Below are 24,675 nucleotides of genomic sequence, written 5' to 3' on the forward strand. Positions count from 1 at the left end.
GCTACGAACGCAAGGCCGACCACTTCGCAGCCTTCGCCAGCATCGCCGCGGCCCTCATCTGCACCCGATGGCTATCCAAATGAGATGTCTTCTTAGGTCGTGTCCGGTCCGGTGATCGTGATCATGGCTGGTGGGGGTGGTGGCCGGTCGCGGTGTTGGGTGCGTTTGAGGGGCCAGTTGGACATCTTGCGTTTGATGACGCGGGGGCAGGTCCGTTGACGGCGTGGGGGTAGCAGGCGTTCGGTGATTTCAGCCAGGGTGCGGGTCAGTGCGCGGGCGAGTCTGCCGGGGGGAAAGCGCCGCCTGGGCGGGGACCTGGCGGCGTACGACCCGCAGGCTGCGGGTGAACGAGAGCCGGTCGGGGTCCAGGCCGTCGTTGAGGGCGGCCTGGTGCATCAGCTGCCGGATGGCGTGGTGGACGAGCAGGAGGCCGTAGACCTCCTGCTCGACTCCCCACGGGTACTTCGAGCGCAGGACGAGCCGGGGGCCGCGCTGGTGGGTCTTGACCTCGTCCAGCGTGGTCTCGATCTCCCAGCGCTGGGCGTAGAGCGCGGCCAGTTCGGTGGCGGGTGCCTCCTTCGGGTCGAGGAGGGTGGTGATCAGCCGGTAGACGGTGGTGTCGCCGGTGGAGGCGAGGGTGTACTCGACGACGCGGACGGTCACCGGGTTGCGGCGGTTCCTGCGGTCCGGTTCGGCATGGACCGTGCTGAGGTGGGAACCGTCGCCGAGGGCCCGCACGACGGGCAGGTTCGCGTTCGTGCGTACCCGCCACAGCAGGTCCGCGCCGGTGGCCCGGGCCTGCTGCCACAGCTCGAAGCCGTAGAAACCCCGGTCGGCCAGCAGCAGCATTCCTTTCTCGAGGCGATCGAACAACTGCCGCGACAGGGACTGCTCGCTCGCCGACAACGGACCGGTGGCGGCGGCGAACATCGCGTGTGTGCCGCACTCGGCCAGCCCCACCACCCGGGCCTGCGGGAACGCGCCCACCCCGCGCCCGGAGCCGGGGCGGCCGAAGAACGCCTCGTTGGCCTCGGTGTCCGCCAGGTCCAGCGTGGTGCCGTCCACCGCCACCACACGCCAGTGCCGATACCAGGCACCCGCGGTCCCGGGCACCGCCACCGGCCGGCACACCCGCGCGAACAGCAACCGCAACGGCTCCGGCCCCAGCCTGCGCCGGGCCCGGCCGATCGCGGCGGTCGTCGGCACCCGCCACGACCGCCGCCCGTCTCCCAGCCCCTCGCCCAGCAGCCGCGCGACCTCCTCATAGCCCTGCCCGAAGAACAGGCACATCGCCAGCACGAAGTACACGACCACCCGAGCCGGCAACAACCGACTGCGCTGCTCGGCCCGCCCGGTCTCAGCGATCACCTCATCCACCAGACCCGGCGGAAACACCTGGGTCAGCACCCCGATCGCGATCCGGTCCGACAACCGCTCACCCGCACACGACTTGACCTGCCCCGCCCTCGCCACACCACAACCAACGAGACAGACACACCAAAGTCACTGGCATTGCTACTAGGCGTTGAGGATCCGCCGCAGCCAGCGCAGCCGGGGGGCTCCCGCGTCCTGCGACAGCTGGGCCTGCGGCGCAAGCCCGTCGAAGCCGTGGAATCCTCCCGGCCAGACATGGAGCTCGGCCTTCCCGCCGGCCTGCCACAGACGGCCGGCGTAGGAGATGTCCTCGTCGCGGAAGGTCTCGGCGGAACCGACGTCGATGAAGGCGGCGGGGAGATCGGACAGGTCGGTGGCCCGGGCGGGCGCCGCGTACGGCGAGACGTCCGGCCCGCCACGGGCACGGCCGAGCAGTGCGGTCCAGCCCGCCTCGTTGGCGGCACGGTCCCACACCCCGAGCCCGGCCATCTGGTGTGCCGAGACCGTGTCGTTGCGGTCGTCCAGCATCGGGCCCAGCAGCATCTGGCCCAGCAGCGCCGGTCCGCCACGGTCCCTGGCCAGCAGCGCGAGTGCCGCGGTGAGGCCCCCGCCGGCGCTGACGCCGGCGATCACGATCCGCTCGGGATCGATCCCGAGCTCCGCCGCGTGCGCGGCCGTCCAGACCAGACCCGCGTAGCAGTCCTCGACCGGCGCCGGATGCGGATGCTCCGGAGCCAACCGGTACTCCACGGACACCACGACCAGACCCAGTTCCGCGGCCCATTCGAGCATCATGTCCATGCCCAGACGATTGTTGCCGAACATCATCCCGCCGCCGTGCGTGTAGTAGACGGCCGGCCGCGAACCTTCCAGGCCAGCCGGGCGGCAGATCAGCAAGGAAACGTCCGGCGCCCCGGCCGGCCCCGGAACAGCCCTGTCCTCGACCTCGAAAGCCCCGCCCCGGGAGAGGGCCTCGACGGAGAGACCGTGAGCATTGACGGCCTCGCGGACTTCGGCGAGGGGCGTGCCGACCGGAGGCATCAGCTCGGCGACGAGTTCGAGCGCGGCCGCCAGCTCCGGATCGAACGGGACGGGTGAGAACACTCCCTCGGCATCGGCCGCTGTCACCGGGGTCGTCGGATCGGCTGTCATGGCCACTCCTCGTGCTCACGGCCACGCCTGTGTGACCAGTGCGTTCATCGTGCCGACGGGGGTGCGGACCGGGCACTCGCCGTTCGGCGGAAATCACCCGCCGAATGCCTCGGGAGCCGGGGGAGGCACAGCCGCGGATCGTCCCTCGTCGACCTCGTCACGTAGGACGCGGCGCAGCAGTTTGCCTGTGGCTGTGCGGGGGAGGGTGTCGCGGAATTCATAGCGGCGCGGGCATTTGTGGGCGGCGAGACCTTCGCGGCAGTGCCGATCCAGGTCGGCTCGCAGTTCCTCGGTTGGCTCCTCTCCTTGCTCCAGTTGCACCACGGCCACAACGCTCGCGCCCCAGTCCGGGTCGGGGGTGCCGATGACGGCGACGTCGAGAATCGCCGGATGGCTGTGGAGCCGCTGTTCGATCTCAGCCGGGTAGACGTTGACGCCGCCGGTGATGATGAGATCGTCGCGACGATCGGCGAGGTAGAGGTAGCCGTCCTCGTCAAGATGTCCTAGGTCGCCCACGGTCATGTAGCCGTCGGTCCGTACAGCCTTGGCGGTCTTGTCCGCATCATTGTGGTATTCGAATGTCGCGCCTCCTAGTGTGGAGTAGATCAGGCCCACCTCACCGGGGGGCAGCTCGGCTCCGTCTTCTCCAAGGATCTTCACAGCGGCCGGACGGCCGAGGGTGCCTGGTCGGTCGAGAGCTTCCTGCGGGCTGACCAGGCTGATGGCGCCTTCGGTCGAGCCCAGGTACTCCCAGACCACAGGGCCGAACCACTCGAGTGCTGCCCGCTTGGTATCGATAGGGAAGGGGGCGCCGGCCACCACTATGGTCTGGAGGCTTTCCAGGCGCCGCTCGGCACGAAAGCGTTTGGGCAGGCGCATGATCCGGTGAATATGCGTCGGAACCGTATGCATGCTGGTCACGCCGTACCGCTCGATGTCGGTGAGGACTTGGGCGGCGTCGAACTTGCGGCGTATCACGATCGTGTGGCCGAGCTGAAGTGCTCCCAATGCGAAGTTACCCGGAGCCGCGTGGTAGAAGGGGGAGAAGAGCAGATGGACGGCGCGTCCGGGTACAAGACCGACCTGTGCCATCAAGACCTGGGAGTGTTCCGCCACCGCCTCCGGCGGTATCGGCGGCAGCGGTCGTCGCACGCCCCGCGGTCTACCTGTGGTGCCCGAGGTGTAGCCCATGGTCATGCCAAGGCTGCGATTCTCCGGCTTCGCGCTGCTCGCTGTGTCCCGGAGTTCCTGGTAGGCGCTCCATCCGTCGGCAGAGCCGTCGACCGCATACCGGGCCGAGGGCAGCCGGCCGAGGACCGGAGCGAGCGCTCGCGCCAGATCCGCGGATGCGAAGAGGGCCTTGGAACCGGAGTCCTCAACGATGTAGGCGACCTCCTCGGCGGTGAGGTGGGTGTTGATGGGCACGAGGTAGAGGCCGATCTGCTGGACGGCCAGCAGTATCTCGAGACACTCGGTGCTGTTATGGAGGAGTGCCGATACGGTGTCGCCCTGGGTGAGGCCGAGTTCGCGCATCGCGTTGGCTACGCGGTGCGCGCGCCGGGCGAGTTCGCCGAAGGTGGTGGTGAGTCCGTCCGGCCCCACCACAGCAGGGCGGGTGGGGTCTTGGAGCGCGACGGCGAACACGTCGTTGGGCTCTGCGGGGAGTTGGGGCATCAGACGTACCTCCGGACGAGCACGGGCTGCGGGTGATGAGGAAAGGGCCTCCGCCAGGACTGGGCTAGGCAGCAGCGAGGGGGTCAAGGCATGATGATGACGGGCTTGACTGCCGTTCCGGCGACGGCGTCGGCCTCGGCACGGGAGAGGTCGGCAAGCGGGTACTTGCTGATCATCTTGTCGAAGGGGAAGTCTCCACGTTGCCACAGGTCGATGAGGCGCGGGATGAAGGTCTGCGGAACTGCGCCACCCTCGTAACAGAAGGTGACGGTCTTGCCCGTGAGTTCCGCAGGATGAAGGGCGAGCGGATCCACGCCGGACCCGACGAGTACGCACAGTCCCGGCCGCTTCAGTACCCGCACAGCGTTCGCCATCACCGCGCCCACACCAGTGGTGTCCAGGGCGAAATCAAGTCCGTCTGGGCCGCAGGCGATCTCCTGGACGACGTTGGAGTGTGCCCCGTCCACCACGCGGGTGGCACCGAGCTCGAGTGCCAACTCGCGGCGGGCGGGGTTGAGGTCCACCGCGACTATGTCGCTCGCGCCGGCGGCCTTGGCTGCCATGACGGCTGACAGGCCCACGGCTCCGGCACCGAAGACGGCCAGTGTCTGGCCGGGCGCGACGCGCATCACGTTGAGTACTGTTCCAGCGCCGGTCTGCACGCCGCAGCCGAGCGGTCCGAGTAGTTCCAGGGGCAGGTTCGGATCGACCTTGACCATGCTCCGGGCGGTTGCCAGAGCGTACTGGGCGAACGAGGACTGGCCGAACCACCGATTGGTGACGGGGACGCCGTCGGTGTCGCGGGCGGTTCGGCCTCCTTCTGGGGTGAGGCCGCTGAGGTTGCGCGCGTCGAAGGCGGTGCAGTGGGTCGGCATGCCGTTCATACACCCCGCGCATTGACCGCAGGAGTCGAAGCTCAGCACCACGTGGTCGCCTGGTGACACGGCGCTGACGCCGGTTCCGACCTCTACCACCACCCCCGCTCCCTCGTGGCCGAGTACGGCGGGCAGGAAGTGGTCGCCCAGGAAGCCGGAGCGGCCCATGAGGTCGGTGTGGCACATTCCGGTCGCCGTGACGCGCACGAGGGCCTCGCCGGGGCCCGGGGCGTCAAGTTCCAGGGCTTCGATGGAGTAGGGGGCTGTCGGGTCGCGCAGGACGGCGCTGAGGGAGACGGTCATGGGGTGGCTCCAGTGACTGACGAAGGGGGGTGGCCGTGGTCATCGGGGGGAGAAGAGGTCGAGTGCCTCTTGCCAGGTGCCACGTCGGTGGATGAGCCTGCGGTACTTCATGATCTTGGCTGGTTCATTGAGAGTGAACGCCCCTGCGAGCCTCTCGCCCGATCGGTAGAGGACGACGAGGCGCGGCCCGTTCATGCCGCCGGAGACGATGCGTGCCTCGTCCGAGGAAGGGTGACCGACGAGCTGCACGCGGGTGTCGTACCAGTCGCTCCAGACATAGGGGACGGTTTCGTACGGCTCCTGCAGGCCTGGTTGCAGCGCGTTGCGCGCCGCGGCCCCGCCCTGTGCGGCGGCGTTGGTCCAGTTCTCCAGACGGGTCAGGCCCTGGTCCATGATCGCGTTCGGCCAGTGCGCCACGTCGCCCGCCGCGTAGACGCCTGGCCGGGAGGTGGCGAGGTAGGAGTTGCACAGGATCCCGTGATCGTGTGCGTTGAGCGCTACACCCGAGCCGGCCAGCCAGCCGGTGGTGGGTGTCGCGCCGATACCGACGACGACGAGGTCGGCAGGTAGCAATGACCCGTCGGCGAGCTCGACGGCTTCGACCTGACCGGACCCGTGCACGGCAGCGACCGTGGCGGACAGTCGAAGGTCGGTGCCGTTGCGCAGGTGGATGGCCGCCAGGGCGGGCGCCATCTCCGCTCCCACGGCTCGGGCCAGCGGGGCAGGCTCTGCTTCCACCACGGTGACCTCGCAACCGCGGTGCCGTGCGGCCGAAGCGACCTCCGAGCCGATGAACCCGGCTCCGACGATCACAGTCCGTGCCTTCTTCTCCAAGGCGGCGCGGAGGGCATGTGCGTCGTCCAGCTCGCGCAGGGTGGTCACGCCGGGAATCGAAGCCCATGTTGGAGGGATGCGGGGCGTCGCCCCCGTCGCGATGACCAGCGTGCCGAAGGGCACGGGCTTTCCGTCTACCCACACGATGTCCGCGTCGGGGTCGAGCCGTTCGGCGGGTGCCCCGAGCAGCAGGTCGACACCGAGTTCATCACGGAGGAAGGCTTCGTCACGCAGGACCGGTACCGGGGCGTCCGATTGGAGGAAAGCCTTGGACAGCGGAGGACGGTCGTACGGGAGGTGGGACTCGGCGCCGATGAGGGTGATCGGGCCGCCGTATCCCGCGGCCCGCGCCCCCTCGACGGCGCGCAGGCCGGCCAGGGAGGCGCCGACCACGACGAAGGGCGGTCCAGGGGTCATGTGGCGACGCCTTTGCTGATGCGCAGTGCCGCCGTCGGGCAGGAGCGCACTGCCTGCTCGACCCCTTCGAGGTCTCCGCCGGTTACGCCCCCGAGGTCGGTGCGGAGCAGGGCGAGCTTGCCGTCGTCGCCTATCTCGAAGAAGTCAGGTGCGAGGGACTCGCAGATTCCGAGACCGGTGCACTTGCTGAAATCGACATGGATCATGATTGTTCCCTGTGCTTGCGCAGTTCACCGCACGTAGGCGGGAAGCGCGTCGATGCCGTTGATGAATTTGCTTCTCAGCGGCTCCGGTTCACCGAACTCGATGTTCGGGAGGCGGTGGAGAAGCTCGCCGATGATCGACCGGAGCTGCACCTTGGCGACGCCGTTACCCAGGCAGAAGTGGGCCCCGCCGCCACCGAACCCGACGTGCGGGGAGGCGGGGCGGGACAGGTCAAAGGCGTGCGGATCGGGGAACTTGGACTCGTCCCGGTTGCCGGAGCAGTAGAACATGACGACCTTGTCGCCGGCTGAGATCCTCGATCCGGCGAGTTCGACGTCTTCGGCGGCCGTGCGGGCGAACTGCATGACAGGGGACGCGTGGCGCACGAACTCATCGATCGCGGGCATGATGCGGGCATCGAAGTCGGCCATGAGCCAATCCCGCTGGTCCGGCAGGGTGGCGAGGCTGAGCATGGTGCGGGTGGTGGTCTGCTTGGTGGTGTCGTTGCCCGCTACGCCCATGAGCACCATGAAGTCACCGATATCGTCGTCTGTCAGCCCCTCGCCGTCTATACGGGCCTGTACCAGATTGGTGAGCAGATCGTCGGCGGGGCTCCGGCGGCGGTGGGCGGCGAGATCCGCGCCCAGAGTGCGGAGGTAGGTGAACGCCTCGAACTTGATGATCAACGCTTGGTCGTCGGACAGTCCCGCCGCGTCGGCGCCGCCAACCACGTTCTCCGCGGCGCGCGCCACCTGTGCCCGCTCGGACTGCGGCACACCGACGATGTCGGAGACCGTCTCCATGGGGAGCTTGCTGGAGCAGTCCGCGACGAAGTCGATGGCGCCGGCGCCGACGAGGTCGTCGACGATTCTCGCGGCGTTGGCCTTGATGCGGTCTTCGATTCCCTTGATCCGCTTCGGTGTGAAGGCGGCGCTGACCAGGCCGCGGTAGCGGCTGTGCTGGGGTGCGTCCATCGCGAGGAAGAAGCTTCCGGTCCTGGCGAGCTCGGGGTCCAGCGGCTCCATCTGAATGCCGTGGCGCGACTGGAAGACTTCGCTGTTCATGCTGACCGTCGTGATGTCCTCGACACGGGTCACCGCCCAGAAGCCCTCCTGGGAGTGTTCCTGTGCGTAGGCGATGGGCGGGTGCCAGCTCACCGGCGCTTCCCTGCGGAGCCGAGAGAACGCCGTATCCCGTGCTTCGAAGGACTGGTTCCAGAACTCGGCAGACGAGATGTCGATGCCGGTGGTGAAGGGGTGGGTGTTGGTGTAGAGGCTCATCGGATCTCTCCTCGTTGTGTTCGGTGCTGAGCTCAGTAGGCGGTTGGTACGGAGAGGACCTGGGTCTCGGTGAAGCCGTAGAGACCCCAGAGGCCGTTCTCGACTCCGATGCCGCTCCATCTGGCACCGCCGAAAGGCAGGTCCGGGCGGACTCCGGAGCCGTGGGCGTTGATGGCGACTTGGCCGCAGTCCAACTCGGTCGCGACCCGCCGGGCGCGGTCGGTGTCGGACGACCAGACCGAGGCCGTCAACCCGTAGGGGCCCTCGTTGCAGCGCTCAAGGACGTCGTTGACGTTGCGGTAGGCGATGACCGGCAGCGCGGGCCCGAACTGCTCTTCGTCGACGATGCGGATGCCGTCGGAGGCGGCGGCGAGGATGGTGGGCTGGTAGAAGTAGCCGCGGCGGTTCATGGAGGCCCCACCTGCGGCGACCTTGGCGCCCTGTTGGAGCGCGTCTTCGACCAGCCCGACGACACGACTGTATTGCGGCAGGTTGTTGATGGGTCCTAGCTCGGTGCCTTCCTCCGCTCCAGCGCCCACTCTTACCGTGCGGGCACGCTCGGCCAGCGCCTCCACCACATCGTCGTAGAGGCTGTGCGGTGCGTACACGCGCTTGACCGCCAGGCAAACCTGGCCGTTGTTGGCGAAGGCCGCCCAGAAGAGCTGGTCGGCTATCGCCTGCGGGTCGGCGTCATCCAGGATGATCGCCGGGTCGTTTCCGCCCAGTTCGAGGGTGACCCGCTTGAGGTCGTCCGAGGCGGCGGCGGCGATCGCCTTGCCTGTCGGCGTTGAGCCCGTGAAGCTGATCTTGCGGGGCACGGGGTGGGTGGTCATCCGGGCTCCGAGAGGGTCCCGGCCGGAGATCACGTTGAGCACACCGGGCGGCAGGACCTGCGCGAGGGTCTCGCCCAGGGCGAGAGTCGCCAGTGGGGTGAAGGGCGACGGCTTGAGCACCATGGTGTTGCCCGCGCGGAGTGCCGGCGCGATCTTCCACATCGCCAACGTGACAGGGAAGTTCCACGGGGTGATGGCGGCGACCACGCCGAGCGGTCGGCGGAGGACTTCGGCGTACCCGGACCGGTCGTCCTGTACCACCTCGCGGGGCATCTCAAGTCCGGCGTAGTAGTCCAGCCAGGCCGCCGCGGCCATCACCTCGACGCGGGCGTCCTGGAGCGGCTTGCCCTGTTCGCTCGTGAGCAGTCCAGCGATACGCTCGCCGTCCTGTCGGACAGCGACCGCGGCTTCGCGAAGCATGGCACGGCGCTGGTCTTCGTCACGGCGCCACGCTCCGAAGGCGGAACGAGCGGAGTCCATCGCAAGCTGCAACTGCTCTTCGGTGCAGTCCGGGGCCTGGCCGAAGAACTCGCCCGTCGCAGGATCGATGACACCGAACGTGGCCTTGGACTGAACAGCCAGACCATTGATTGTCATAGGCAGAACTGTCATGCGTCTTTCCTCCAAGTAGCGGCCGTTGCGCGGGCGCATATGAGGTTCCCGTATGGGTACGGCGAAACGACCGTAGGAAATCGACGTACGAGAATGAAACACAGATTGATACTTCGCTCTTCTCGCTCAGATCACCCGCAGAGAAGATCCGAGACGCGGGCGGGACCGGGCAGGAACTCGTAGCCGATGCCGCACCCGATCATCCACTCCTCCCATGCTTGAAGAGCGGAAGCTGGTGAACCGAACTCCGAACTATTCACAGTAGAGACGACCGACCTTGAATAGCCGCTCACCCAGTCCCGGCCACGCCTGGATTCAGTACTGCGGATCAACAAATTGGTCGTGAGACGTCGGTAGCCGCACCCAGTGGCCGCAGGTCACCGGTGAACGTTCTGTGCCGCGAACTCCGTCCGATCTCGAGGAGGGAGGAATCGACTTCAGCCAGGCAGCGCGCGTACGGGCCGGCGGCGGACACCCACCTCACCCCGCAAGCGTACTGCCCGTAGAGTCAGCGTTTGGGGCGGCACGTGCCACCAGGTCCGGAACCACTGCGCCGAGTTCGGCGGCGTCCCAGTTTCCCTCGGTGCTGGCCGATGGCCCCAGCCGCCACCCCTCCGCCACGCCGATCCTGCCGCCACCGACGTCGAAGACACGCCCGGTGACGGTGGCGCTGTCCTCACTCGCGAGCCAAGCCACGAGAGGGGCGATATGGTGGGGGCCCAGTCCCGCCTTGTAGGCTTCCGGCAGGATGCTTTCAGTGAGGCGTGTGAGAGCGACCGGTGCGATAGCGTTCGCGGTCACGCCGTATCGCCCGAGTTCCATTGCGGCGATCACGGTGAAGGACGCTATACCGGCCTTGGCAGCACCATAATTGCCCTGCCCGAAGTTTCCGTAGATGCCCGAGGCCGAAGTGGTGTTGATCAGCCGACCCTGCACCTTCTGGCCGGTTGCCTTGACCGCAGCGCGCCAATACTGAGCAGCGAACTTGGTGGGCAAGAATGTGCCACGCAGGTGGACGCGGATGACGGCGTCCCAGTTCTCCTCCGTCATCGAAATGATCGTCTGGTCCCGCAGGATGCCGGCGTTGTTGACCAGGATGTCCAGTCGTCCGAACTCGTCGACCGCCTGGTCGATGAGAGCCTTGGCTCCCGCCGCGTCGGCGACGTCGCTACCGTTGGCCACGGCGGTTCCCCCAGCGCGGATGATCTGGTCTACGACCATCTGGGCCGCTGTCCGATCAGCGCCCGTCCCGTCGGCGGTACCGCCGAGGTCGTTGACAACCACGGCCGCCCCCTGACGGGCGAGTTCGAGCGCGTACTCCCGGCCGATACCCCGACCGGCCCCGGTGACAATGGCCACACGGCCCTTGCAAATTCCGCTCATGCGGATCGCCTCCTTGTCCATCTGTGTCTTTGTCTTTGCGTGCGCGTGGAGTTACAGGCTGCGCCGCAGCACGCCATGGTCGATGACGACGGCGCCTTCGCTCAGGGTGCGGAAGAGTACTCGCCGGCCGTCTTCCCAGCCCTCGACCGTTATCTTCTGGCCCGGCAGGACCGGAGCGGAGAACCGGCCCGACATCGCCCGGAACCGGTCGACGCGCGAGTCACACGCCGCGTGAAGGAGAAGCCGGGCGGTATACCCATAGGTGCACATGCCATGCAGAATCGGTCGCTTGAAGCCCGCCGCGGCCGCGTATCGGGGATCCGAATGCAAGGGGTTACGGTCCCCGGTCAATCGATACAGCAGCGCTTGATCCTGGGGAATTGACGCTTCCACGCGGATGTCGGCCGGCCGCGCGGGCAGGGTCCAGACGGTGCTGGGCCCACGCTCCCCGCCGAATCCGCCCTCACCCTTGATGAATACGGAAGTCCGGTGGGTCGCCAGCAGCAGCCCCGTAGCGGTGTCGGTCGAGACCATGTCGATCACGACCACCGCGGCCGTGCCCTTGTCGTACATCCCGGCCACAGTGGCAACTGTGCGCGCGGTACCGGCGACCGGTAGCGGGTTGTGGATTTCGAAGGACTGCTCGGCGTGGAGGATCGCGCTGGGGTCGACGTCTCCGAACAAGGCACCGACGCTGTTGCCGCCTCCCATCATGTTGGCGAAACTGGGCAGCGCGAGGAGCCTGACACCGTCAGAGTTCTCGGTCGTGAAGCACAGTTCGTCGCCGACGTCGTGCTGACCGGCGCCGACAGCGAGGGCGTACAGCATCACGTCGTCGGCTGTCCACGTATGCTCGGTCGGCGGAGCGAACCTCCCGACGCTGTCCAGATTCAGCGGCATACGTCAGGGCCTTTCTGTGGAGAGAATCAGGCTGGCGGCGGCGGCGAAGAACAGGCCGACGCCCTGGACGAAGCTCACGCGGACATCGGGTACCTGGGCCGATGCTTCGCCGCGGAGCTGACGGATCGCCTCCTGGATGGCGAACATCCCGTACATCCCGGTGTGGGTGTAGGACAGGCCGCCGCCGTTGGTGTTCATCGGCAAGGACCCACCGGGTCGGGTGGCACCCGAGGCGATGAACGCACCGGAGTCTCCCCGTCCGACGAATCCGAGGTCTTCCAGCATGTAGAGCGGCACGTGCGCGAAGGCGTCGTAGCACATGAGGTGGTCGATGTCGGAGTGACTCAACCCCGCGGATGCGAAGGCCTCGGAGCTTGAGGTACGAAAGGCTTCGCAGGAGCCTGGGTCCGTCATCTGCGACATGATCGGTGAGTCCGCGGACTCGCCCGAGCCGAGGAGGTGGACGGCCCGATCGCCTCCGGGCAGGTCTTTCGCGCGCTCGGCGGTGGTGAGGACGAGCGCGCCCCCGCCGTCGGTGACGACACAGCACATGTCCTTGGTGAACGGATAGGCGACAGGCCTGCTGACGTTGAGGACTTCGTCCACCGTGGTGGGCTTGCGGCGCAGCGCTCGAGGGTTCCGCACGGCCCAGGCCCGCTGGGCGACGACGACTTCGGCCAGGTCGGTCCGACTCATGCCGCGGTCGTGCAGGAAGCGCAGCGCGGGAACGGTGAAGTTCGCGGATGGCATGACCGCGCCGTATGGGTGCTCGAACTGCCCCGCGGCCGAATCGGAACTCAGGTTCATGTAGCGCATTCCCACCCTGGACCGGCCGGATTCGCCATGAGTGATGAGTACTGTCGTCGCGGCTCCTGCGGCGATCGCCGCGGCGGCGTGCCGGACGTGCAGCAGGGGGGTGCAGCCACCCACCAGGGTGCTGTCCAGCCAGCGCGGCTTGATCCCGAGGTAGTGCGAGACCTCCATGGGCATGAGTCCGGTGGTCGCGATGCCGTCGATGTCGCGGGGGCCCAGTCCGGCGTCGGCGAGAGCGTTGCGTCCGGCCTCGGCATGCAGTTGGAGCATCGACATGTGTGGCAGGGAGCCGATCTCTGTCGTTTCGGCGGCACCGATGACAGCGATGTCCCCTCCGTGCATAGACATCATTGGTCGTTCTCCAAGCGGAAAACCGGAAGGGTGTGGTCACCGCGGTCCTCGAACTCGACGGTGACCGGCGCGTCAAGCAACAGCGCCTGCGGCTCGGGAGGAGAACCGACGATGTTGGTCAGCATCCGAGGTCCCTCGTCGAGTTCCACGAGGGCGATGATCTTGGGTACCGCTGGATCGGCAGGGGGGAACGGATTGCAGTCGATCACGTACGACAGCAGTCGACCCCTGCCCGAGACCGTCCGCCATTCCACTTGTGTCGACGTACAGCTCGGGCAGTAAGGGCGTGGATAGAAGTAGTACCGCTCGCAGTGCATGCATCGCTGGATTGCCAGCCGCTCCTGCTTGGCCGCATCCCAGAAGGGTTGTGTGTCAGGGGTGGGCGTGGGGGTGAATCCGCCAGGCATGGGCGTCCTCCAGTTCGGGACTTCTCGACCTCGTGCCCTCTGGCAGCACAAGAAACCAGAATCGACTCTCTTTGGCAACCCTTGCGGCATGGACGATGATTCGGGGCCGGAGTGCTGGAGTCGGACGGCCACCGCCTGTAGTTGCCGGTCGTAGCCGGGTTGGCACGCGGCTGCCCCCCTGCGCTTCCGGCCTGGCGCGGGCCTCGGCTATGCTCGGACCGCACCCGAAGCTGAGAGTTCATTCCGGAAATCGACGTACCCGAGCAGGGGTGGGGCAGCATCCGAGGGGGACCACGATGATCGACACGGCCAAGGGACCAGCTCGCCCGACCACGCCGGCGCAGCGGGCGCGGTTCGACCGCATCGTCGAAGTCGCCACACTGGTGGTGACGAGGAGCGGCGAGGAAGGCCTTCAAATGGCCCAGCTGCCCAAGCTCGCCGATGTGTCCCTGAGCACCCTCTACCGCTACTTCACCTCCAAGCAGCATCTGCTCTTCGCTGTGGTGGAGCACCATCTGCAAGCAGCCCTTGCACGTACACGCCCGGGAGGAGGGTCGGAGGCGTCTGTGCGAGAACGTGCCGCCGAGCACCTGCTCCGCGTCTACGGACTGGACCAGCGAGTGCCCACCCTGGGTGCTCTGATGCGGCGGCTGAGCGCTGTCACCGACCCGGGGTTCGTCACCGAGCGAGCAGTCGTGGACGAGTTGCACAGGAAGATCCTTCACCGCGCGCTCGGCCCGTTGTCGGACCACCAGGGCCGTGTTCTGAACCTGGTCGTCCTTGGCGCCGACGCGGCCATCCGCCTGGGGCTGACCGGCGTCCTGTCGCCGGCGGAAGTACGCTTCCAGATTCTGACGGTAAGCCGCCTGCTCGACCTGACGCCCGCGCAAGTCGAGCAGGACGAGCGTTCGGCGGACCGGTGAGGGATCGGCGGCCGGGATCGGGCGGCGACTCCTCCCCACGTCCGGCACTGCACCACTGACGGCACAGACGACTCACCGTCCGGCCTCGGCCGCCTCGCAGAGGCCGTTGGCGACCGGCGAGCCGCGCCAACCGTTCAAGGGCCGTCCAGCTCAGTGAGGGCGGGCTGCTGACGGATACCACCAGGGCCGCGCTGGAACGCGCACTGAAAGCCGAGCCGACCCGGCATCTCGGCCATGAGAGGCACGGTACGGTCGCGGGTCGGGCAACTCCCGCTACGGGGCGTCGCCCAGAGCCGTTCTGACGGACGCCGGGGTAGTCACGACGGTGCCCGGGGACCGCAAGGGCGACCTCGAGCCGCGGCTGTCACCGAAGAACTCGCGGCGGATCGCGGGCTTCGACGACCGCGTCCCTTCGGTGTTCGCGCGGTCCCGCCGGTTGCCGTCCTCGCCCGGTCGAGCTGCCATGGGCTCCGCCGAACTTGCTGCTCCTGCCCATGCGTTGGGGCTCGGCCTCGCCGCAGGCAGGCCCGCTCAAGGTCGGCCGGCGTGAACGCTGCGGCACCCCGGCGGATGGACCACGTGGAGAAGTTGCTGCTCGCCCTGGACGTGGTCGGCGAGACCCGTTCCCGGGGCGTCGACCTCGATCGGATCCTGACCGATGCCGGTTACGGTGATTCGGCCGCTTCCCTCTGGGCCCGGCGAACGAGACTTTCGGGTGTGGGAGAGGCGTCTCCTCCTCTCCCACCGCCCTTCCGGCCGCGAGCCGCCCGGTCACCCCGCCCCACGGCGGCAGATGAATGCCCTCACGAACTGAGAAGAATTCATTGACGTGGCGCGAAGAGCGTGTCAGTCTCCACGGCATCGCGCTGGACTCGCGTCGTGCTTCCCCCCTCTCCACGTACGCAGAGTCGCGCCCTCCCCCCTCTCCAGGCGCCCACGTGCAGGACGCCCGTCTTCACAGTCAGGGAGAAGAGCAATGACGCTCAACAACGCCGTGACATCGCCCCAGAGTCCGACCGGGGGGCCCGACCGAGCACCGGGCCACACGGGCACACTGGCCGCCGCCTGCGGTGCGGTCTTCGTGGCCCAGGTCGCGACCTCGCTCCCAGCCTCGCTGACCGCCCTCCTCCAAGCGGACCTGAACACACGCGGAACGCAACTCACATGGATCACCGCCGCATTCATGATCGCAGTAGTCTGCTTCGAGTTCACCTTCGGCGCCCTCGGTGACCTCTTCGGGCGCCGAAGACTCATGGCGGCCGGCATGGCCCTGGTCGCCGCGGGCAGTGCCGTAGCCGCGCTCGCGCCCACCGTGCAGGTGCTGTGGATCGGCGCCGCCCTGAGCGGACTGGGCGCCGGCGCGACCTTTCCAAGCTCGCTCACCGCGATCACCGCCGTGACCCGAAGTGCGCGGGAACGAGCACACGCGGTGGCCCTGTGGAGCGGCCTCCTGTCCGCCGGCGCCGCCGTGTCACCTCTACTCGGCGCCATATTCACCACGACCGGGTCGTGGCGCGGTCCCTTCTGGGTGCTCGTCGCTCTCGCCCTGGTCGGCATCGCGCTCGCCCTGACGCTGGCCACAGAATCGAAAGCACCCACGGGCCGCACACGGGACGCGGCCGGCCAGATCACCTTCACCCTCGGCCTCATCCTGGTGCTCTACTGCGCCATCGAGTGGCCGGGATCGGGCTGGGCCCTTCCCGCCCTGCTCGCTCTCGGCGCCTGCCTTCTCGTCGCGTTCGCCGTGATAGAGCTGCGAGCCGAATCTCCGATCCTCGACCTGCGTCTGTTCCGCAACCGAGCCTTCACCGTGTCTTCCATCGTGACGGTCGTAGGCATGTTCGCCTTCCTGGGCGCCTGCTTCGCAATCGGCCTGTGGCTGGGTCCCGTGCAGCACCAGGAGCCGATCCGCGTCGCGATCCTCTTCCTGCTCCTTCAAGGGCCCCCTCTCCTGCTCATCCCCGTGATCTCGGCGCTCCTCCACTACATCGCCCCGCCCTGGCTGATGACCTCCGGATTCACCCTGATGGCGATCGGCTGTCTGCTGTGCACTCGGCTTGACGTCACAGACCCAGGACTCGGCGCCTTCGCCACGCCCGCCCTGCTGATCGGCTTCGGTTTCGCCCTGACCCTTGGCTCGGTGACATCCGTCGCGTTGAACAGCGTGCCCGCCCACCTGTCCGGCACGGCCAGCGCCACCACCAACACGCTCCGAAATCTCAGCTTCGCACTGGCCCCCGTGGTCCTCGGCACGGTTGCCCTCAACAACGCGGGATCGACGTTCGCCACCAACCTGACTGCCTCGAACCTGCCGGCCGACCAGGTGGCAGCGGCAGTCCAGATCGCCGAGATCGGAGGGCCCATCGCCGTGAACAGCATGCCACCCGGCATCACGGGACCCGCGGTGGGCGGTCTGGCCCTGGACGCCCTGGGCAGCGGCTTGAGCACCGTATTCCTGATCTGCGGCGTGGTGGCCGCAGCTGCGGCGGTGCTCACCGCGTTCGGCATGATCAAGATCAAGGCCGACCACTCCGCCTAGAACGAAGCGATCCCCCCCACCGCCTGGAGATAACCGGGGATCTGGGCGTACACCACGAGGCCCTGCGCAACTGGATCCGCCAGGGCGAAGCGGAGTGCGGCGAACGCGAGGCGCGACCGACCAGCACCGAGAAAGAGGAACTGGCCGCTCCGCGCGAGGAGAACGCCGGGCTCCGGCGGTCCTGCGAGATCCTCAACGCCGCCTAGGCTTCCTTCACCCAGGAGCTCCGCCCGACCCGGCGACGGTACTGAGACTCATCGACGATCACCAGGACCGCTTCGGGGCCGAGCCCACCCTCCGGGTACCGCACATCCCCGCCTCCAGCCACTACCGCCGGCGCCGCGATGCCCACGAGCCCCGCGAGCGCAGACGCCACAACACCGAGCTGACCGAGCGGATCCGCAGCATCCATACCGATTCCAACCCCACCTACGGCTCCCCGCATGGCCATCAAGGACACCCATGTCGGCCGAAAGCGGGCCGACCGCCTGACGCGCCAGGCCGACCGCGGAACGCCAGCCCGCGCCGTCCCGCTCCTTCACCCGCCGCGACCCGGGGCCGACCCAACCTCGGACCTGGTCCGGCAGGTTGAACTCAAGCAGTACGCGTCCACGAAGCTCGTAACTCCTTCACTGAAGGCGGGAATCGAGTCGAGCACGGGAAGCGTGGGCGCCCCTTCGACAACGCCCCGACCTCGCTCTATCCGCCTGCACCGATGGTTGGTCCACCACCCGCCGCGTCCAAGGGCGCCTCGGCTGGCCCCAGCTTCGACGGTACAAGGCAAGGAAGCACGCCGACCAAGCGACGGCCGAACTTGCGGCCATCGAACCAACACCCAGCCTGACCAAGAGATCAGCACCTCCCGCTCAACGGGGAAGCTCAAGGAGAACTTGGTCACAGGCAACGGGAGGAGCGGACCGTGCCGCAACCGGAACCGGTGATGTCAGCACTGTCCCAAGCCGGGAGACGTCAGAGGAAGAAGCGGGACACGCGTGACGCGCTCGCACGGGAGGCCCTGAGGCTGTTCATTCTCCAGGGCTACGACAATACGACCGTTGACCAGATCACCGATGAGGTCGACGTCTCCCAGCGCACCTTCTTCCGCTACTTCGCCAGCAAGGAGGACGTGGTGCTGAGCCCGATCACCGCCATCGACGAAGCGTTCCTCGCGACACTGGAAGCGCGCCCGGCCAGCGAGAATCCGCTGGAGGCGATGTGCGGCTCCTTCCGAGCGGTTCTCGAGCAGGTCCACAGAAACGAGCTGGAGGGTGTGGACCCGATCCTGCACATGTCGGTGATGCAGCTCATCGAGCGGACTCCGGGCCTGCTGGCTCAGCATCTGCGACGGAGCGAGCGCATGGAGGACCAGCTCGTCGCGGTCATCTCGCGACGCGAGGGCCTCGATCCGAAGTCCGACCGGCGCCCACGCGTCATCGTGGCAACGTTCGGGGCCATCGGCCGTGTTACCACCCGCATCTGGTTCCTCAGGGCCGAAGGGGATCAACAAAGCATCACCGCGGAGCTCAAGTCGAGCCTGGACCTCCTCGGCCCAGCGCTGTTCGGGAACTGGCGCCGCGATTCGGACCCGCTGCCCGAACACCCGTGAGACCTCAGCAACTGTGCTGTCAAAGGCCATTGAGATGCAGGAGCGCCGCCGATCTGCTGGCCAGCCGCAGTCAGCGGTGGAGCTGTGGAAGCGGGAGGTGGAGCGCCGTGAAGCGCTGTTGAACCGAGTGGCGGTGTGAGACCGCTGCCGCCGTGCTGTCGCAGCAGCAGGGTGAAGCTGGGGGCAGCTCGATCCGGGAGACGCCGGTGAGGGCGGCAAGCAGCCCCGACAACGACGGAGTGTCCCGGGATCGCCAGACGGGACAGGTCCGGCAAGCGAGACAGGAAGGTGTACGCGAGGAACCAGCGTCTGAACGCTTCTTAAGGCTCAAACACCAGCTCAAATCTGGCGGATATGGGCTGGCCAGCGGTGCACATCCACCTGGCAGTCGAGGGTGGAGAACTTCCGGAACGGTTAACTTCGCCGGACTGGGAGGCCACGGTGAAGGCCTGCGGCGTAACCGTGGCGAGGCCGCAGGAGCAAAGCTGGGCACCTCACCTGTTGATCGGTTCGCAGTGAACACGGGAACCGTCTCGGTGGTCCCGTCCCCGGCTGGCAGCCTGCCAGATGGGAGGGAAGATCCGTCGTCGACTGATGCCACCGAGGTGGGGCGGAGGAGTCGTAGTAGTCGGAGGCCGGGAGAGCCGGTCACATGGCGAAGGGGGCCAGCAAGTCAGCAGGGAGGGCACTGGAATGCCGGGAGGACGCTGGTGAACACCGGCGAGCTGGACGACGCTCTGTTCGGGGCGGAGATACGGGTACTGGGTATCCAGACCAAACTGCACCGATGGGCGATGGGTGATCCCCATCGCAGGTTTGACGACCTGTTCAATCTCGTGGCCGATCCCGCGTTCCTTCTGGTGGCGTGGGCTCGGGTGCGGCGGAACAAGGGCGCGCGCACGACCGGAGTGGACGGTCAGACCGCCTACTACGTGGAGGCCGTGCAGGGGGTCGAGGTGTTCCTGGACCGGCTGCGGTCGCAGTTGAGGGACCGCAGCTTCCTCCCAGTGCCGGTGCGCGAACGGATGATCCCCAAGAGCGGTGGCAACCTCCGCCGTCTGGGCATCCCGACCGTGGCGGACCGGGTGGTCCAGGCGTCCTTGAAGCTGGTGCTGGAACCGATCTTCGAGGCGGACTTCCGTCCGTGCTCGTACGGCTTCCGGCCGAACCGGCGAGCGCACGACGCCGTCGCCGAGATGCGGCTGCTGGCGTCCACTTCGTATGAGTGGGTGCTGGAGGCCGATATCGCGGCGTGCTTCGACGAGATCTCCCACACGGCCCTCATGGACCGCGTGCGGAATCGGATCGGGGACAGGCGTGTGCTCACGTTGGTCAAGGCGTTCCTCAAGGCCGGAATCCTCAGTGAGACCGGGCAGTTGAGGGACACCGACTCCGGCACCCCGCAAGGGGGCATCCTCTCACCACTGCTGGCCAACGTGGCACTGACCGCTCTCGACGATCACTTCGCCGAGCAGTGGAAGGACCGCGTCGAGCGGGCCAAGCGGCGCCGTCACGGACTCGCCAACATCCGGTTGATCCGGTATGCGGACGACTTCGCGATCATGGTGTCAGGCACCAAGGCGCACGCCGAAGCCCTCCTCGACGAGGTGGCGGAGGTGTTGTCCACGCTCGGGCTTCGGCTCGCACCGGACAAGACGAGGGTGGTCCACATCGACGACGCCCTCGACTTCCTCGGCTGGCGCATCCAGCGCCATCGGAAGCGGGGCACCAGCAAGTACTACGTCTACACCTACCCGGCGCGGAAGGCCATCAGGTCGTGCGCCGCGAAGGTGAAGAAGATCTGCTGGCAGGGCGTCAACCTGCCGCTCGAAGCCCTGCTGCATCAGCTCAACCCGCTGCTGCGGGGCTGGACCGCCTACTTCAAGCCCGGCGTGTCGAGGCTGGCCTTCCAGTACCTGCGCGCTTTCACGTGGCGTCAGGTATTCGGATGGCTTCGGCGCAAGCACCGCCGGACCAACTGGAAGGAACTCCGCCGTCAGTACTGCCGCGGAGGATGGTGGCCCGTCGACGGGAAGGCCACGCTGTTCAACCCCGGCTCGGTGCGGACGACCCGCTACCGATATCGAGGGGCAGCGATCCCTTCCCCGTGGCCGAGCACTGCATGAGGAGAATCCAGAACCCCGCGGGGCTTGTGGAGAGCCGGATGCGCTGAGAGGTGCACGTCCGGTTCGGAAGGCGGCCCGGGGAAACGGGCTGGTGGCAACACCAGCACCGCGCCCCGGGCCGGCCTTACGTCGTCATGGTCCACGGGTCCCACGCGGATTCGGAGGCGCTGTGGGGTGAGGTCGCGGCAGTTCTCGCGCCGATGGGTCTTCGCCTGTCCACGGAGAAGAGCAGGGTCTGCCATGTCGACGAGGGGTTCGACTTTCTCGGCTTCCGCATCCAGCGGCAGGTCAAAAGAGGGACAAACAAGCGGTACGTCTACACCTGGCCATCGAAGAAGGCGCTCACGTCCATCATCGACAAGGTCCGGCAGATCACCCGCAGCAACAAGCATCGGATGCTCGCTGACCTGTTGCGCCACCTCAACCCGGTTCTCCGGGGATGGTGCAACCACTTCAGGCACGGGGTGTCCAAGCGGACCTTCTCCTACGTCGGCTACTTCGGTGGTGGCGTGTGGTGCAGTGGCTCCGCAAACGACACAAGGGCTTGAGCTGGGGTGCCTTCATCCGTCGGATCGTGCCCGGATGGCAGATCAGGGACGGAGAGCAGGAGATCGTCCACCCGCAATCGGTAGAGGTTGTCCGCTACCGGTATCGCGGCGCAAAGATCGACACCCCATGGACAGCGCGCCTGTCGGGGACAGCAAGCGGGAGCAGTACCGCGCGGGGCGGCCGGTGCGGGCCTTCGGCACCGGATTCGGACACTCGGGCCAGGCGCACACCCGGGTCCGGTCTTCGCCGTCGGCCGGCTGGTCGGCGGCGGGCGGCGCGGCGCTGGTCATCCCGGGATCGTAGCCGTCCAGGCCAGACCCGCACCGGGGCTTCACCCCGCACGGATGACGGGGCGAAACCCCGGGCCTGCCGGCGGGGGGGGGTGGCACAGTGCCGTCCCACCGGGCCGGTCCTCAGTCCCCGCTGGCCAGCTTCACGCCGAAGCCGGCGATGACCGTTCCGGTAATCCTGTGGAGCACCCGCTGCGTCATGGCCCTGCGCGGCCGGCCGCGCAGGGCATGGCCGAAGGCCACCGGGGCCGGGACCTGGTCGAGCCGGTCGACCCGCACGCGGCGTAGCAGTTGGGCGGCGGGTTCGGTGTCCAGGCGCTCGGCGGCGGCGGGCAAGCCGTGGTCGGCGCCCAGTTCCTGCTCCGTGTCCAGCGGGGGCAGGGTGAAGCGGCCACCGCCGGGCCGTGTTTGGCGGGCTGGGCGCTGATCTCATCCGCCCGGTCTCTGGTCTGGGCGTCCCCGGGCAGGGGTGTGGTCGAACGGTGGTGGCGAGGCGCGGCCTTGGCCGTCGAGGTGCCCTACGGGCCCCGTGCGGCGTCCGTGAGGACACTCGGGTGCTTCAACTCGCGCTTCCTGAAGGGAAGTAGAGGATCTTGAAGGTAACCACCCCGCTTCGTATAGCGTGCGTGCGTGGCCTTGAGAGTGCCTGACACCCACGGGGGATCCGTGGCGATCACTCATGTCGGATCCGCTGGGGCGGGCCGCGGCGAACGGCAAGGCGGCCGGTCGTCGGGCTGCCGGTCCCAGCATGGCCGGTCGCCCGGTCCGGCGGTTCTCGGGGACTCCCGGAGTCCCGGAGTTCCGGAGAGTACGCGGTTGTGTCGCGGGGCAACGCGCCGTCGCGTTCGGGCGCCGGGCGGCGTTGTCTGCCCGTCCGTGGCGCCTTCGGCCTGCCCGTGCCGGGTTGCCGTGCGCTCCAGACCGGCCACGGTGTCGTGAAAGCGAGAGAGACATCTCGGTGAGCCAAGGAGTAAAGCGGCAGCCGTGGTTGACGACGGGAGCGGGGAGGTGAAGGCGTGATTCTCATCGAACGGTGTGCGGCTCTGGGGGCAGTGAAAGGGCTGGCCGATCGGGTGGTTCAGGAGGTTGCGCTGGGCCCCGGCGTGCCAGTCTCCGTGCTCGCGTCGGCGGCGGTAGTGGGCGTCGGCGCCAGGCGAGGCCTGGAGCGAGGAGAAGACCCAAGCGACGGCGCATTTCCTTCCACCCCACGGTGGGGTGCTCGCGCGGCAGCCAGTGAAGACCTGACGCCGGACGATCACGCGCAGGTATTGGAAGGCGCGGGTCGGCACCTCGGGGCTGGGGGTGGCACAGGCGCGCCGGGCGCGGCTGACGGCCTGGATCCCCGATCACGTGGACCGCCGTCATCTGGAGCTCGCACCTGACACGCACATTCCGGTGCCCTCACATAGGGGCAAGCAATCGGGGTACGGCGGACATCCCCACTGAAGACAGAAGAGGGAAACGCTTTGACCGACCTATGGACTGGCGCGAGATTCCGCGTCCTTCGCCTGGCAGTCGTCGCTCTGGTGGCGGGCCTCCTCGGCCTCACCCCGTTCGCGGCGGTACCCGCGCACGCCGTGGACCTTCCGGGCACGCCCTGCCACACCGCGGAGGAGAGTATCGACTGCCTCCGGATCCACTCCGGAAATAGAATGGCCCTCGCTTTGGACCCCAAAGCCTCGGGCCCGCACCAGGTCGTCCTCAAGCCCAATGCGACCGGAGAGAACCGCGGCTGGCGGCTGAGCGTCGACCGACGTGACGGCACGTTCGAGATCGTCAACAAGACGCTCGGCAGTTGCCTCGGGACCGACCGTTCCTGGAGCAGCGATGCCGGCACCTGGGAGTATCTCTTCGCCTCCACCTGCCGTGCGAAGGCCGGGCAGAAGTGGTACTTCCACCCCACGGCCAGCGGTTATTTCATGATCCGAAATGTCGAGAACGGCCGGTGCCTGGACGCCTGGGACGAGAACTACGGGTCCGGATCAGGGGTTGTGGTCAGTAACTGCTGGGGGCCCGCCAAGCAGAAGTGGCACTTCCGCCTCAGCCTGTGGGCGCAGCCCACTCCCGGTGTCAGGCCCATCGACCTCGCCGTCGACCACGCGGCCAAGCAGTGCCAGGCGGCGCCGGACTCCTGCTCCTGGAACATGCAGTCGGAGGGGCCGGCAGCCCCACTGCCGACGTCGTGCGAGGCGGCGCCGTGGTACAACGACACGCCCAATCCGATGGAGCACACATTCAGTCTGACGAAGACGACCGGCTTCTCCAACGAGGTGGGCAGCGAACTGGAGGTCGGCTTCGAGACAGGTGAGATCTCATCGCTGATCGCCAAGGTGACCACCAAGCTCAAGGTCTCCTACAAGCACGTGTGGACGGGCTCCGAGAGCGTCGGCAGCCAGTCGAAGTTCATCGTGCCGGCGGGGCAGTACGGCTGGGTCACCCTTTCGAAGCTCTCCCGAAAGGTCACCGGTACCTGGACCTTCGACCTCAACGGGTCTCCGTGGACGGCCAACGACACGATCACCGTGCCCATCGCCAACAGCGACGGCGCCTCCACCTTCTACTCCGCGCACACGAGCGCCACACCACCACTCTGCCCCTGACCACGTACTGATCGGCCGCGCCGCCGAAACCGTGATCCCGGTCCGGCGGCGCGGCCGATCCGCGTCCCGTCCTGATGACGGTGCCGCCCCCGCGACCGCGTCACGGCCGATCGTGCTGGTCCGGGACCGGCTCAACCACTCACGTCTCCTATGCCATACGCGACCTGAACAGCGCGCGGGTCTGGCTGACGGTGTTCATCGTGCCCGCATACGCACCCGAGCTGAACGCGGTCGAGTGCCCGTGGGCCCAGATCAAGCACAGCCTTGCGAACCTCGCCAGCGTCGCTCTGGACCGACTCGCCACGCTCGTCCGCAATCGACTCAAACGGCTCCAGTACCGCCCCGACGTCCTCGACGGCTTCCTCGCCGGAACCGGACTCTCCCTCGACCTACCCCCCTGAAAAGCCGAAGTCGGTAGCCGCCCAGGCGCATCGGTCGGCCCTGAGCCCGGTAAACCGAGGGCTGACCGCACCGCACACACGACGCCGCCTCGCCCATCACCAACGACCCATCCGGATTCTGGTCCAGCATTGACGGGTCTATCAGGATTTCGGTGTACGGCACCCGTTTGGGCTAGGTGTTGATCTTGCTGTGGGTGTGGGCCGGTTGGCTCACACCCGTCCGGCTGAC

21 protein-coding genes and 2 pseudogenes are annotated in these 24,675 nt (G+C 67.6%); 9 read left to right on the forward strand and 14 right to left on the reverse strand.

All coding sequences use genetic code 11. The features are described from left to right. Nucleotides 1-249: 249 nt before the first annotated feature. The 12 genes from ACFXHB_RS39165 to ACFXHB_RS39220 all read right to left on the reverse strand — a co-directional run bounded on the left by ACFXHB_RS39165 (nucleotide 250) and on the right by ACFXHB_RS39220 (nucleotide 13,502). The gene (locus ACFXHB_RS39165; RefSeq protein ID WP_380580962.1) at nucleotides 250-1,473 is read right to left on the reverse strand and encodes an IS4 family transposase; all 1,224 of its coding nucleotides are present in this window, start codon (nucleotides 1,471-1,473) and stop codon (nucleotides 250-252) included. A gap of 45 nt (nucleotides 1,474-1,518) precedes the next feature. After that, nucleotides 1,519-2,526: an alpha/beta hydrolase gene (locus tag ACFXHB_RS39170; protein WP_380580964.1), complete on the reverse strand. Its 1,008-nt coding sequence runs from the start codon at nucleotides 2,524-2,526 to the stop codon at nucleotides 1,519-1,521. 93 nt (nucleotides 2,527-2,619) lie between these two features. After that, entirely contained in the window at nucleotides 2,620-4,200 is a 1,581-nt protein-coding gene (locus ACFXHB_RS39175; RefSeq protein WP_380580966.1) for an AMP-binding protein, read from the reverse strand. Nucleotides 4,201-4,283: 83 nt separating this feature from the next. Continuing rightward, complete coding sequence (locus tag ACFXHB_RS39180) at nucleotides 4,284-5,378, reverse strand: NAD(P)-dependent alcohol dehydrogenase (RefSeq protein WP_380580968.1); 1,095 nt, start codon at nucleotides 5,376-5,378, stop codon at nucleotides 4,284-4,286. Nucleotides 5,379-5,417: 39 nt separating this feature from the next. After that, entirely contained in the window at nucleotides 5,418-6,629 is a 1,212-nt protein-coding gene (locus tag ACFXHB_RS39185) for an NAD(P)/FAD-dependent oxidoreductase (RefSeq protein ID WP_380580970.1), read from the reverse strand. Then, nucleotides 6,626-6,835 carry a ferredoxin gene (locus ACFXHB_RS39190; RefSeq protein WP_380580972.1) on the reverse strand — a complete coding sequence of 70 codons (210 nt, stop codon included), beginning with the start codon at nucleotides 6,833-6,835 and terminating at the stop codon, nucleotides 6,626-6,628. Before ACFXHB_RS39190 ends, ACFXHB_RS39185 begins: the two co-directional genes overlap by 4 nt. A gap of 24 nt (nucleotides 6,836-6,859) precedes the next feature. Further along, on the reverse strand, nucleotides 6,860-8,113 hold the full coding sequence (locus ACFXHB_RS39195) for a cytochrome P450 (RefSeq protein ID WP_380580974.1): 1,254 nt from the start codon (nucleotides 8,111-8,113) through the stop codon (nucleotides 6,860-6,862). A 32-nt stretch (nucleotides 8,114-8,145) separates the two neighbouring features. Continuing rightward, the gene (locus tag ACFXHB_RS39200; RefSeq protein WP_380580976.1) at nucleotides 8,146-9,558 is read right to left on the reverse strand and encodes an aldehyde dehydrogenase family protein; all 1,413 of its coding nucleotides are present in this window, start codon (nucleotides 9,556-9,558) and stop codon (nucleotides 8,146-8,148) included. A gap of 480 nt (nucleotides 9,559-10,038) precedes the next feature. Then, the gene (locus ACFXHB_RS39205) at nucleotides 10,039-10,962 is read right to left on the reverse strand and encodes an SDR family oxidoreductase (RefSeq protein ID WP_380580978.1); all 924 of its coding nucleotides are present in this window, start codon (nucleotides 10,960-10,962) and stop codon (nucleotides 10,039-10,041) included. 30 nt (nucleotides 10,963-10,992) lie between these two features. Continuing rightward, entirely contained in the window at nucleotides 10,993-11,841 is an 849-nt protein-coding gene (locus tag ACFXHB_RS39210) for a MaoC/PaaZ C-terminal domain-containing protein (protein ID WP_380580980.1), read from the reverse strand. A gap of 3 nt (nucleotides 11,842-11,844) precedes the next feature. Next, nucleotides 11,845-12,930 (reverse strand): thiolase, encoded by a 1,086-nt coding sequence (locus ACFXHB_RS39215; protein ID WP_380580982.1) that lies wholly within the window; start codon nucleotides 12,928-12,930, stop codon nucleotides 11,845-11,847. 71 nt (nucleotides 12,931-13,001) lie between these two features. Continuing rightward, nucleotides 13,002-13,502, reverse strand: a complete 501-nt coding sequence (locus tag ACFXHB_RS39220; protein WP_380580984.1) for a Zn-ribbon domain-containing OB-fold protein — start codon at nucleotides 13,500-13,502, stop codon at nucleotides 13,002-13,004. A gap of 206 nt (nucleotides 13,503-13,708) precedes the next feature. Here ACFXHB_RS39220 and ACFXHB_RS39225 point away from each other — a divergent pair, with 206 nt between their 5' ends. From ACFXHB_RS39225 to ACFXHB_RS39255, 7 genes and pseudogenes are all read left to right on the forward strand, one after another. Beyond that, nucleotides 13,709-14,335: a TetR/AcrR family transcriptional regulator gene (locus ACFXHB_RS39225; protein ID WP_380580986.1), complete on the forward strand. Its 627-nt coding sequence runs from the start codon at nucleotides 13,709-13,711 to the stop codon at nucleotides 14,333-14,335. 259 nt (nucleotides 14,336-14,594) lie between these two features. Continuing rightward, nucleotides 14,595-14,885, forward strand: a pseudogene (locus ACFXHB_RS39230) (hypothetical protein); the annotation flags it as partial. 426 nt (nucleotides 14,886-15,311) lie between these two features. Then, nucleotides 15,312-16,874 carry an MFS transporter gene (locus ACFXHB_RS39235; protein WP_380580988.1) on the forward strand — a complete coding sequence of 521 codons (1,563 nt, stop codon included), beginning with the start codon at nucleotides 15,312-15,314 and terminating at the stop codon, nucleotides 16,872-16,874. A gap of 919 nt (nucleotides 16,875-17,793) precedes the next feature. Then, the gene (locus ACFXHB_RS39240) at nucleotides 17,794-18,480 is read left to right on the forward strand and encodes a TetR family transcriptional regulator (RefSeq protein ID WP_380580990.1); all 687 of its coding nucleotides are present in this window, start codon (nucleotides 17,794-17,796) and stop codon (nucleotides 18,478-18,480) included. Nucleotides 18,481-19,190: 710 nt separating this feature from the next. Continuing rightward, nucleotides 19,191-20,606, forward strand: a complete 1,416-nt coding sequence (gene ltrA, locus ACFXHB_RS39245; protein WP_380580993.1) for a group II intron reverse transcriptase/maturase — start codon at nucleotides 19,191-19,193, stop codon at nucleotides 20,604-20,606. A 134-nt stretch (nucleotides 20,607-20,740) separates the two neighbouring features. After that, nucleotides 20,741-21,154 carry a group II intron maturase-specific domain-containing protein gene (locus ACFXHB_RS39250; RefSeq protein ID WP_380580995.1) on the forward strand — a complete coding sequence of 138 codons (414 nt, stop codon included), beginning with the start codon at nucleotides 20,741-20,743 and terminating at the stop codon, nucleotides 21,152-21,154. A gap of 127 nt (nucleotides 21,155-21,281) precedes the next feature. Beyond that, complete coding sequence (locus tag ACFXHB_RS39255; RefSeq protein ID WP_380580997.1) at nucleotides 21,282-21,458, forward strand: hypothetical protein; 177 nt, start codon at nucleotides 21,282-21,284, stop codon at nucleotides 21,456-21,458. Nucleotides 21,459-21,568: 110 nt separating this feature from the next. Here ACFXHB_RS39255 and ACFXHB_RS39260 read toward each other — a convergent pair whose 3' ends face one another. Together ACFXHB_RS39260 and ACFXHB_RS39265 are read right to left on the reverse strand one after the other, a co-directional pair. After that, nucleotides 21,569-21,781 (reverse strand): hypothetical protein, encoded by a 213-nt coding sequence (locus ACFXHB_RS39260; RefSeq protein WP_380580999.1) that lies wholly within the window; start codon nucleotides 21,779-21,781, stop codon nucleotides 21,569-21,571. A gap of 653 nt (nucleotides 21,782-22,434) precedes the next feature. Further along, nucleotides 22,435-22,626: pseudogene (locus tag ACFXHB_RS39265) on the reverse strand (IS110 family transposase); the annotation flags it as partial. A gap of 483 nt (nucleotides 22,627-23,109) precedes the next feature. Between ACFXHB_RS39265 and ACFXHB_RS39270 the strand changes: the two are divergent. Together ACFXHB_RS39270 and ACFXHB_RS39275 are read left to right on the forward strand one after the other, a co-directional pair. Further along, a complete protein-coding gene (locus ACFXHB_RS39270; protein WP_380581001.1) occupies nucleotides 23,110-24,045 on the forward strand; it encodes an RICIN domain-containing protein in 936 nt (311 codons plus the stop codon). Nucleotides 24,046-24,245: 200 nt separating this feature from the next. After that, on the forward strand, nucleotides 24,246-24,446 hold the full coding sequence (locus ACFXHB_RS39275; protein WP_380581003.1) for a transposase: 201 nt from the start codon (nucleotides 24,246-24,248) through the stop codon (nucleotides 24,444-24,446). Nucleotides 24,447-24,675: the final 229 nt, after the last annotated feature.

Source organism: Kitasatospora sp. NPDC059327, assembly GCF_042752535.1.
Classification (GTDB): Bacteria; Actinomycetota; Actinomycetes; order Streptomycetales; family Streptomycetaceae; genus Kitasatospora.